We start from the raw sequence: 10,680 nt of genomic DNA on the forward strand, positions 1-10,680 counted from the left end.
CTTTGCTCTACCCCGCCAGCGGGAACTGTGATCCCGTTGACAACACGACAGCAACATCCGGCACGGCAACGACCCCCTCTTCGGCCAGCGCCACCGCCGTCAGGGCAACCCGCTCCAGCAACTTGAGGGAGTGGGCGCGGCCCACCGCCACCTGACGCTTGATGTCATCGGGCAGGAAGGGCAGGCCGTCGTTAGTGGCCGTGTCTATGGTCTGGATCCACTCCAACCCCTCCCCCGGCGGCGGCAGGCGGAACTGGATATCGTAATCGCTGGCGTTGAACAGCACGTACCAGCGCTCCCCCTCGCACAGCTGCATGCCGATATCCATGGCAAATGCCTGCCCCATGGGAGCGTGCCAATCCTGATCGGTGAGCTGATGGCCATCCGGGTGATACCAGTTGACCTGATGGCAATGGGTGGGCGTTCCGTTCCAGCTGTCATCACTCAATTGCAGATTGGAGAAGACGGTCGATTCTGCCCGCAGTGCCATCATCTGCTGGGTGAAGGCGAACAACCGCTCGTCTTCCGGCCGCCATTGCCAGTTGACCCAGCTGATCTGGTTGTCCTGACAGTAGGCGTTGTTGTTGCCCAGCTGGCTGCGCCCCATCTCGTCCCCGGCCAGGAAGTGCGGCGTGCCCTGAGAGAGCAGCAAGGTGGCGATCAGGTTGCGCTTCTGCTGCTGGCGCAGGTTGTTGACCCGCGGGTCCAGAGTCGGCCCCTCTACCCCATGGTTGTTGGAGAGGTTGTTGCCATGACCGTCCCGGTTGTCCTCTCCGTTGGCCTGGTTATGACGCTGGTTGTAGGAGACCAGATCCTCCAGGGTGAAACCGTCGTGATAGCAGAGGTAGTTGACGCTGGTGTGGGGGGAGCGCCAGTTCTTGGGGAAGATATCCCGCGATCCAACCAAGCGGGTGGCGAAATCCCCCATCTTGCCGGCATCACCGCGCCAGAAGGCGCGCACCGTGTCGCGATAACGGTCGTTGATCTCCAACCACTGGCTCGGAAACTGGCCAAGCCGATAGCCAAACGGCCCAATATCCCAGGGCTCGGCGATGAGCTTGACTCGCGCCAGCACGGGATCCGCCATCATGGCCTTGAAGAAGGCCCCCATGGGATCAAACTCCCCCGCTTCCCGCGCCAGGGTCACCGCCAGATCGAAGCGGAAACCGTCCACTTGCATCTCGGTCACCCAGTAGCGCAGGGCATCGAGCACCAGCCGCAGGGTGTTGGGATGATCCAGGTTGACGCTGTTGCCACAGCCGGTGACGTTGGCGTGACGGGTGTAGTCTGGGCCGTGGGGGCCCGCTTCGAAGGCGTAGTAACCGGCGTTGTCAAAGCCCTTGAACGAGAGGGTAGGGCCGTCGAAGCCCGAGGCGGCAGTGTGGTTGTAGACCACATCCAGTATCACCTCGAGCCCGGCCCGGTGCAGCTCGCGCACCATGGTCTTGAACTCGGTCACCGCCTCGTCTGCCTTGGTGCTGTAACGCGGCTCCGGGGCGAAGAAGGCGATGGGGTTGTAGCCCCAGTAGTTGGTCAGTCCCAATTGCTCCAGTCGGGGTTCCGACATAAAAGCCGCCACCGGCATCAGCTGCACCGAGGTGATACCGAGGCTCTTCATGTGCTCGAGGATCAACGGATGACAGATGCCGAGGTAGGTGCCGCGCAGCTCGCTCGGCACCCCCTGATGCTGGCGGGTGAAGCCCTTGACGTGGGTTTCGTAGATGACGGTGCGCTCTGATGGGATCCCGGGCTTGCCAATCCCCTGCCAGTCGAAGGCGTCATCCACCACCACCGACTTGGCAATCATCTCTGCACTGTCGCCCTCATACAGCTTGTCATCCCAATGGGTCGCCCGGCTGAGCGCCCTGGCGTAGGGGTCGATCAGCAGCTTCTGCGGATCGAACAGCATCCCATCCTGGGGCGTGCCATGCACCCGATAGCCGTAACGCTGACCGGCCTTGACGCCGCGCACATAGCCGAAGCGGTACTGACCCCGACGGCCGGGCAGCGCCAGCCGGGCCAGCTCCTGCTCCTGTTCGTCGAACAGGCAGAGCTCCACCTTGTCCGATTGCGGGGCCCACACACAGAAGTGACAACCTGTCTCATCGAGCAGCGCACCCAGCGGGTGGTCCTGCCCCTTTTCCATTGCAAACATCAAGACTCCTGTTTGATGAACAAGGTCGCGAGCGGCGGCAGATCCAGCACTATGCTGTGCCCCATTCCCTGCCAGGGAGTCGGCTCGGCGACGAAGGCCAGACCCACATCATAGTTGCTGCCCCAGTAATGCTCGCTGTCGGTATTGAGCACCACGCGATAGCGGCCCGCGGCCGGCACCCCGAGTCGATAGGTGATACGCGGCACAGGGGTGAAGTTGCAGGTCACCATGATCGGATGGGCCCCCTGCTTGTCGGCCCGCAGCCAGGCAAAGATGCTGTTGTCGGCATCGTTGTGATCCAGCCAGCGGAAGCCGACTTGCTCATAATCGGCCTGATACAAGGCAGGCTCATGACGGTAAAGGTGGTTGAGATCGCGGATCAACCGCTGCTGGCCATCGTGCTTGGGGTACTGCAGCAGGTGCCACGGCAGCTGGGCATCGTGGTTCCACTCGTTGCTCTGGGCGATCTCGGTGCCCATGAAGTTGAGCTTCTTGCCCGGGTGGGCATACATGAAGCCCATATAGGCGCGCAGGTTGGCGGCTTGCTGCCACTCGTCACCGGGCATCTTGTAGAGCATGGAGTGCTTGCCGTGCACCACCTCGTCGTGGGAGAGCGACAGGATGAAGTTCTCGTCATAGTGGTACACCATGGAGAAGGTCATGTCGTTGTGGTGGTAGCGACGGTGAATAGGCTCTTTTTGCATATAGGTGAGGGTGTCGTGCATCCAGCCCATATTCCACTTGAAGCCAAAACCGAGGCCACCGAGGAAGGTCGGGCGAGAGACGCCGGCAAAGGCGGTGGACTCCTCGGCGATGGTCATGGCGTGGGGATACTTGCCGTACACCTCTTCGTTGGTCCACTTCAAGAGGCTTATCGCCTCGTAGTTATGGTTGCCGCCGTCAACGTTCGGCACCCACTCGCCCGCATTGCGCGAATAGTCCAGATAGAGCATGGAGGCGACCGCATCCACCCGCAGGCCATCGATGTGGAACTTGTCGAGCCAGAACAGGGCGCTCGCCACCAGGAACTGGCGCACCGTATTACGGCCGAAATCGTAAATGTAGGAGTTCCAGTCCGGGTGCCAGCCACGGCGCGGATCTTCGTACTCATAGAGTGGGGTGCCGTCGAAACGGGCCAGACCGTGGGCATCGGACGGGAAGTGAGCCGGTACCCAGTCCAGGATGACGCCGATGCCAGCCTGGTGGCACTGGTCGACGAAATATTTGAAGTCGTCGGCGCTGCCGTAGCGGCTGGTGGGGGAGAACATGCCCACCGGCTGGTAGCCCCAGGAGCCGCTGAACGGGTGCTCGGAGACCGGCAGCAGCTCGATGTGGGTATACTCCATCTCTTTGATGTAGGCGACCAGATCCACCGCCAGCTCGCGCCAGCTCAAGCTGTCACCGTTGGGGTGGCGCTTCCAGGAGCCGACGTGCAGCTCGTAAATGGAGAGCGGCTGATCCCGCTTGTCATTCTGCTGACTCTCGCGCCAGGCGGCATCCTGCCACTGGTACTGCTCGTGGTCGTAGACCACGGAGGCGAACGACGGGTACTGCTCGCAGTAGAAACCGACCGGGTCGCTCTTGTGGGGCAGCCGATTGCCCATGGGGTCTTTGAGCTCGAACTTGTAGCGATCCCCCGCCTTGAGGCCCGGCACGAACAGCACCCAGTGACCACACTGGCTGCGCTGCATGGGGTGACGACGACCGTCCCAGAAGTTGAAATCACCAATCAGACTCACGGCGGTGGCGCTCGGCGCATAGACGGCAAAGCGCACCCCTTCCACCTGCACGCCAAGGTGCTCCACGGTGCGCAGTTGCGCACCGAGCGTGTGGTAGATGTTGTCCGGCTGGGAGGTCAGTTCTGCCAGACCGGCCCAACCTGCATCCTGAAACTGGTAGGGGTCGACAAATTCGGCTTTGGCATCGGCATAGTCGGCGATCAACTGGTAGGGAAAGGGATTTTTACGGCGGGTGAAAACAGTTTCAAAAAGGCCCGATTCATCGGAGGGTGCCAAGGTGGCAACGATTTTGCCCGACTTGAGATCCCTGACGCGCATCTCGAGGGCATCCGGTAACCAGACAGTCAATTTGAGGCCTGGCCCATCCGGGTTGGTCTGCAGGCCTAAATGAGAGAAGGGATCGGCGCAGCGGGCAGCAACCAAACGTTCAACGAGCATCGAGATTTCCTTTCATAGCTGAACATCCGCTCCGGCCAGGGCCGAAACGGATGTAAGTGAGTCACGTTTTGTCGGCAGTGGCTCAACGACTGGCCTCATCACGGGCCTGGCTCATCTTGCCTGCCAGCGCCTTGAGCGCTTCATTGGCAAAAATATCCTCCAGATCGGTGGACAGCTTGCGACGCCAGTTGGGGTATTGATAACTGGTACCCGGCACGTTGACCGGTTTGTCCATCTCCAGCCAGTCTTCCAGCTGGGTACTGAACAGAGCGCAGCTGCCGCGGGACATATGCAGTTGCAGCCCATGGTTGAGTTCTGTGTTCATGCCAACCCAGTTCACGTCTTGACTGACGTTGTCAGAGATGACGCCATGAGCATGCAGGCTGTCGAGGATCCGCTGTTTTGCCTGATGGCGATCAGCATACAGGGTCTTGAGCACGTCTTCATCCGGATACAATTTCAGCTCGCGGCCCAGCGCCAGATCGTCGCAATGCCAGAAGCCCTTGAGGGTCGGCATGTCGTGCGTGGTCAGGGCCGACATCGCCTGCTCGGTGTAGTGAGCAGGGGAAATGAAGCCCCCATCGGCCTTGGATCGCTCGAAGAAGAACACCTTGTAAGAGTGAACGCCGTTCTCTTTGAGCGTGACGTCTATGCCTTCGGGCACAGTGCCCAAATCTTCACCAATCAGCAGGCACTGATTGCGGTGGGATTCGAGCGCCAGGATCCCCAACAGATCGTTGACCGGATAGTAGATGTAAGCCCCCTTGGCGGCGGACTCTCCGGGCGGCACCCACCACAGGCGCAGCAAGGCCATCACGTGATCGATGCGCAGCGCGCCGCAGGAGCGCATGTTGGCGCGGAACAGATCCACCATGGGCTGATAGCCCGCCTCGAACAGCTGGTTCGGGTTCATGGGGGGCAGGCCCCAGTTTTGGCCGAGCGGACCCAGGATATCGGGTGGCGCCCCGACCGAGGCTTTCGGGCAGTAGAGATCCCGGTTGGCCCAGATCTCGGTGGAGCCTTCAGAGACCCCGACCGCCAGATCCCGATAGATCCCCATCACCATACCGGCGGCCTTGGCGCGGGCATCGGCGTGCGCCAACTGCTCATCGGCCAGGAACTGCAGGTAGAGATAGAAGTTCACGTCCTGCTGGTGCGCGGCGACCCAGGTGGCCACCTCGGGGTTGTGGTAATCGCGGTACGCATCGGGCCATACCGGCCAGCCCCAGGCGTTTTCGCCCTTGCCATAGAAGTAGGCCTGCAGGGCATCAAAGGCCGCCTGCTGTTGCAGGCTGTCGCCACCGGCGATAACAAACTTTTCGAATGCCGTTTGTCGCGCTTGGCCAGGCTTTGTCTGGTCAAACACTTTGCGCAGCATACCGATCTTGGTCTCGATGACGCCGGTGTAATCCACGTTGCTCTTGGCGCGCAGCTCACTTAGGTGCTGCTGGAACGCCGGGTTGGCTACCTCAGCCTTGAGACGATCGTTGGCCAGAAACTCGGGCACTACCTCCACGTTGATGTAGGCCACATTGAGCCAGCGACGGGACGAGGGGCTGTAAGGGCTGGCACTCTCAGGGTTGGCAGGATAGAGGGCATGAATGGGGTTCAGGCCGACGAAGTGGGCTCCCCAGGCTGCGGCTTTCTCGACCAGCTGGCCGAGATCGCTGAAATCACCTATGCCCCAGTTGTGGCGGCTGCGCAGGCAGTAGAGCTGCACGCTCGGGCCCCACACTTTGCGGCCAGCGGCGATGGGAGCCTGCTTGTAACAGGATTTGGGCGCGACGATGAGACGCATGCTGGCGAGCGGCTCATCGTTGCCCTCCTCCAGCAGGGTCAGCTGGTGATAACCCAGTTCAGGCTGCACATTCAACGCCACGCGATAGGCCTGGCACTCCATCTCTTCGAATTCTGCGACGCCTACCAGCTCACCCTCGATGGGGGTGATTTGGCCGGACAACACAGTCCCCTGCTCCAGCGCAAGCTGCCAGCTGAGGGCGTCATTGACGAAATCGATGGGCAAGCGAACGTCGAGGGTAATGGGTTCACCGCTGCGAACCACCATCACGGGATCCAGCGCGCGCAGCCAATGCTGACGATGCTCCTGCTCCAGCTGCTGCGTCAGGGCTACTTCGTCATCGACGCGATAACCCATTGCGCCCAGCATGGCGGCCTTGCTCTCTTCGGATACCTGGGCCGAGTGGCCCCAGGCGTCAACATACTCACTGGCAATGCCTTTGGCGGCAGCCAGATGTTCAATCAGGGTGGTCATAGTTTGAGAATTCCCGCTGTGGATTCTATCTATACTATTTTGATTAATTTTTTATGGGTGGTACTTGAACAATGGCTCTTTGGCCATGCTGAACCGCGCACATTTTTACACATCTGCCTAGCTGGTTGTGTGACCGAACAGGCACTATTGTTGATATCTGTGACGCGAACCAACCGACGACATTTTCGACAAAAGTTGGTAGTCAGTTACATAAACCGAAAATAAATTTCACAGTTTTTCATGATTTAGCGCAATTTCAGACAGAATGTTGGTTGACTCATGGGGGAGTTCTAGTAAATTTACAAACGGAATTTTCTTTGACTACTGAACAGTTAGGTAACCAAATATGACTATCAAAGTAGGTATTAACGGTTTTGGCCGCATCGGCCGTTTCGTCTTCCGTCTGGCCGCTGAGCGTACTGACATCGAAGTGGTTGGTATCAACGACCTGATCGACGTTGACTACATGGCTTACATGCTGAAGTACGACTCCACTCACGGCCGCTTCAAGGGCACCGTTGAAGTCAAAGACGGCAACCTGGTTGTCAACGGCAAAACCGTACGTGTTACCGCTGAACGTGACCCGGCAAACCTGAAGTGGGATGCCATCGGTGTTGACGTTGTTGCCGAAGCCACCGGTCTGTTCCTGGACGACGCGACTGCTCGCAAGCACATCGCTGCCGGCGCCAAGAAAGTTGTTCTGACTGGCCCGTCCAAAGACGCTACCCCTATGTTCGTCATGGGTGTTAACGACGCGACCTACGCTGGTCAGGACATCGTTTCCAACGCTTCCTGCACCACCAACTGCCTGGCCCCGATCGCCAAGGTTCTGAACGATACCTTCGGTATCGAATCCGGCCTGATGACCACTGTCCACGCTACCACTGCTACCCAGAAGACCGTTGATGGTCCGTCTGCCAAAGACTGGCGCGGTGGCCGCGGTGCGGCTCAGAACATCATCCCGTCCTCTACCGGTGCTGCCAAAGCTGTTGGCGTTGTTATCCCGGAACTGAACGGCAAACTGACCGGCATGGCTTTCCGCGTACCGACTCCGGACGTATCCGTTGTTGACCTGACCGTCAACCTGAAGAAAGCGGCTACCTACGCTGAAATCTGCGCAGCCATGAAAGCAGCCTCTGAAGGTTCCATGAAGGGCGTGCTGGGCTACACCGAAGATCAAGTGGTCTCCACTGACTTCCTGGGCGAGCGTCAGACTTCCGTGTTCGATGCCAAAGCCGGTATCGCTCTGAACGACAAGTTCGTTAAAGTTGTATCCTGGTACGACAACGAAATGGGCTACTCCAGCAAGGTTCTGGACCTGATCGCTCACATCTCCAAGTAATTTGGGATGCGCAATCAAGTAGCTTGAAAAAAGGCGGCCATTGGCCGCTTTTTTGTATTCTGGACCGTGGATTTTCCGACCCTCTCTTCTGAATGTGCGCGAGCACAGGAGTCCTCATGCAACCGACACGCTCTCTGACTGCCCACTGTATCCTCAGCCATAATGCCGCTGGCCTGCCCCTGCTCTCCATCGACAATGGCGATGCAAAGGCCGAGATCAGCCTATTTGGTGCCCAGGTGCTGCACTACCAGCGCCACGGCGAACCCGCCTCGCTCTGGCTCAGCGACAAGGCCGTGCTGGACGGCAGCAAGCCCATCCGCGGTGGCGTTCCAATCTGCTGGCCCTGGTTCGGCCCGGCCCCCGCCCGTGTCGGCAGCGGCAAACCGTCCCACGGCTTCGCCCGCACCAGCCTCTGGACCCTGGACGGTGTCTCTGATCACGGCGATGGCACGCTCGTCCATCTCTCTCTGCGTGACAACAACGCGACCCGTACCCTCTGGCCCCACCCCTTCGAGTTGGAACTGGACGTCCTGGTCGGCAAGGAGCTCTCGCTGGTGCTGACGACCCGCAACACGGGCAAGGCCCCCATCGCCTACAATGCCGCCCTGCATACCTATCTGCAGATTGGCGCCCCGGAAGCCGTCAGCGTGATCGGACTGGGTGAGCCTTATGCAGACATGCTGACCGGCCAGGATGCGCAGCAGCAGGGTGCGCTGACACTCACAGAGGCCATTGATCGGGTCTACCACCAACCCGAGGCCATGATCCGGGTTGAGGATGGCGATCGCACTACTCAGGTGGTCAGCGGCAACCACGACAGCATTGTGGTCTGGACCCCCTGGCAGGAAGGTGCCACCGCCATGGCTGACATGAGCAACGACGGCTACCGCACCATGCTCTGCGTCGAAGCAGCCATCACAGCCGAGGCAGGCGTAGTCATAGCACCGGATGAGGAGCACAGCCTCTCTACCGTGATCCTCTGATCTTCACGGCACTCATAACAAAAGAGGGCACCCGCGGGTGCCCTCTTTGCATGTCATGCCACTCTTGTCAGGCGTTACCCTGAGTCTTGAGCCTGAGCTCGGCGGCAAAATCGAGCATGCGATCCAGCGGGAGCAATGCCCTCACCCGCAGGGCTTCATCCACCAGGATCTCGTGACGCTCGGCGCCATCGGTCAACGCCTCCTTGATCGCCACCAGACCGTTCATTGCCATCCAGGGACAGTGGGCGCAGCTGCGGCAGGTGGCACCATCGCCACCGGTCGGCGCCTCGACCATCTCCTTGTCCGGACAAGCCTGCTGCATCTTGTAGAAGATGCCGCGATCGGTCGCCACGATCAGCTTCTGCTGAGGCAGTTCTGTGGCCGCCTTGATCAGTTGACTGGTGGAGCCCACCGCATCGGCCAACTCGATGACCGAGGCCGGAGATTCCGGATGCACCAGCACAGCCGCATCCGGGTTCTGCTCCTTGAGCTCGCGCAGGGCTCGGGCCTTGAACTCGTCATGGACGATGCAGTGGCCCTGCCAGCGCAGCATCTGGGCGCCCGTCTTCTTCTCGATATAGGCGCCGAGGTGCCTGTCCGGGCCCCAGATGATCTTGTGACCCTGGCTGTCGAGGTGTTCGACTATCTCAAGCGCAATGCTGGAGGTCACCACCCAGTCTGCCCGCGCCTTCACCGCAGCCGAGGTATTGGCATAAACCACCACTATGTGGTCGGGGTGGGCATCGCAGAAGGCCGAGAATTTATCGCTGGGGCAGCCCAGATCGAGGGAACACTCGGCCTCCAGGGTCGGCATCAACACCCGCTTGTGCGGGCTCAGGATCTTGGAGGTCTCCCCCATGAAACGCACCCCGGCCACGATCAGGGTCTGGGCGGCGTGATCCCGGCCAAAACGGGCCATCTCGAGGGAGTCACCGACGAAACCACCAGTGGCCTCGGCCAGCGCCTGGATCTCGGGATCCGTGTAGTAGTGGGCAACCAGCACAGCCTGGCGCGCTTCAAGCAGTGCCTTGATGTCTGCGATCAGGGTCGTTTTCTGCTCGGCGGTCAGCGGGGCCGGTTTGACCGGGAACGGGTAGTCCATCTCGACCACCGGAGGGATACTGCTCAGTGCATTGCTCATTGCGACTGTTCCATCAAGGCTCGGAAAGGCAAAAATTATAACCAGAAGCTGGCCACAAACCCATCAACAAATCCGGTGATACGCAAGTGTCCAGATACCCTCACGTGATTCGTTGTCATTCTTGCCAAAAGGAGTTTTCGAATGAAACAACGCCCGCTCAACACCAAGCGGTTGCTCACCATGGGGCTCCTCCTGATCAGCTGGGCGGCATGGTGCAGGGCAACCAGCAGTAGATGAGCACCGGCATCACCCGCTCGGCCAGTACTGTCGAGGGCACAGAGCACTCCTTCGAGGCACTCAACCGGGCGGTGGCACAGATCCAGCGGATCCACGCTCACATCAACCTGGTCGCCAGGCGGCCAAGGAGCCGAGTACCGTCAGCGATACCATCAACCAGAGCCTGCCTGATGCGCATGGGGGATGCCGCAGCCCCTGGGTGCCAGCCATCGCCTGAGCGAGAAGCTGGCGCAGGCCGCAACCACCCAGGCAACCCAGGCAACCCAGGCAACCCAGGCAACCCAGCTGGATCGTCTGACAATCTGATGAGCAACAGCCATAAAAAAAGCCCGCATCGTTGCGGGCTTTTCGATCTGGTGGTCGTTACTGGGAT

7 protein-coding genes are annotated in these 10,680 nt (G+C 60.0%); 3 read left to right on the forward strand and 4 right to left on the reverse strand.

All coding sequences use genetic code 11. The annotated features are described in order from the left end of the window. Positions 1–7 precede the first annotated feature (7 nt). From glgX to malQ, 3 genes are all read right to left on the reverse strand, one after another. The gene (gene glgX, locus BN1129_RS18570; protein ID WP_042038557.1) at positions 8–2,155 is read right to left on the reverse strand and encodes a glycogen debranching protein GlgX; all 2,148 of its coding nucleotides are present in this window, start codon (positions 2,153–2,155) and stop codon (positions 8–10) included. After that, entirely contained in the window at positions 2,155–4,332 is a 2,178-nt protein-coding gene (gene glgB / locus BN1129_RS18575; RefSeq protein ID WP_042038559.1) for a 1,4-alpha-glucan branching protein GlgB, read from the reverse strand. The genes glgX and glgB overlap by 1 nt, the downstream gene beginning before the upstream one ends. Positions 4,333–4,414: 82 nt before the next feature. Beyond that, positions 4,415–6,604: a 4-alpha-glucanotransferase gene (gene malQ / locus BN1129_RS18580; protein WP_042038561.1), complete on the reverse strand. Its 2,190-nt coding sequence runs from the start codon at positions 6,602–6,604 to the stop codon at positions 4,415–4,417. A gap of 346 nt (positions 6,605–6,950) precedes the next feature. On the opposite strand from malQ, the gene gap reads away from it, so the two are divergent. Next, the gene (gap, locus tag BN1129_RS18585) at positions 6,951–7,946 is read left to right on the forward strand and encodes a type I glyceraldehyde-3-phosphate dehydrogenase (protein ID WP_042038563.1); all 996 of its coding nucleotides are present in this window, start codon (positions 6,951–6,953) and stop codon (positions 7,944–7,946) included. A gap of 116 nt (positions 7,947–8,062) precedes the next feature. Further along, positions 8,063–8,929 carry a D-hexose-6-phosphate mutarotase gene (locus BN1129_RS18590; RefSeq protein ID WP_042038564.1) on the forward strand — a complete coding sequence of 289 codons (867 nt, stop codon included), beginning with the start codon at positions 8,063–8,065 and terminating at the stop codon, positions 8,927–8,929. A gap of 67 nt (positions 8,930–8,996) precedes the next feature. Here BN1129_RS18590 and nadA read toward each other — a convergent pair whose 3' ends face one another. Then, a complete protein-coding gene (nadA, locus tag BN1129_RS18595) occupies positions 8,997–10,070 on the reverse strand; it encodes a quinolinate synthase NadA (protein WP_042038565.1) in 1,074 nt (357 codons plus the stop codon). Between the two features lie 420 nt (positions 10,071–10,490). On the opposite strand from nadA, the gene BN1129_RS24410 reads away from it, so the two are divergent. Further along, complete coding sequence (locus tag BN1129_RS24410) at positions 10,491–10,613, forward strand: hypothetical protein (protein WP_280136043.1); 123 nt, start codon at positions 10,491–10,493, stop codon at positions 10,611–10,613. Positions 10,614–10,680: the final 67 nt, after the last annotated feature.

This window comes from Aeromonas popoffii, assembly GCF_000820025.1.
GTDB classification, from domain to species: Bacteria; Pseudomonadota; Gammaproteobacteria; order Enterobacterales; family Aeromonadaceae; genus Aeromonas; species Aeromonas popoffii.

Bases quoted from the DNA above. Each gene is read 5' to 3' on its own strand.
- malQ (WP_042038561.1), bottom strand. From the start codon at position 6,604: ATGACCACCCTGATTGAACATCTGGCTGCCGCCAAAGGCATTGCCAGT.
- glgX (WP_042038557.1), bottom strand. From the start codon at position 2,155: ATGTTTGCAATGGAAAAGGGGCAGGACCACCCGCTGGGTGCGCTGCTC.
- gap (WP_042038563.1), top strand. From the start codon at position 6,951: ATGACTATCAAAGTAGGTATTAACGGTTTTGGCCGCATCGGCCGTTTC.
- glgB (WP_042038559.1), bottom strand. From the start codon at position 4,332: ATGCTCGTTGAACGTTTGGTTGCTGCCCGCTGCGCCGATCCCTTCTCT.
- BN1129_RS18590 (WP_042038564.1), top strand. From the start codon at position 8,063: ATGCAACCGACACGCTCTCTGACTGCCCACTGTATCCTCAGCCATAAT.
- nadA (WP_042038565.1), bottom strand. From the start codon at position 10,070: ATGAGCAATGCACTGAGCAGTATCCCTCCGGTGGTCGAGATGGACTAC.
- BN1129_RS24410 (WP_280136043.1), top strand. From the start codon at position 10,491: ATGCCGCAGCCCCTGGGTGCCAGCCATCGCCTGAGCGAGAAGCTGGCG.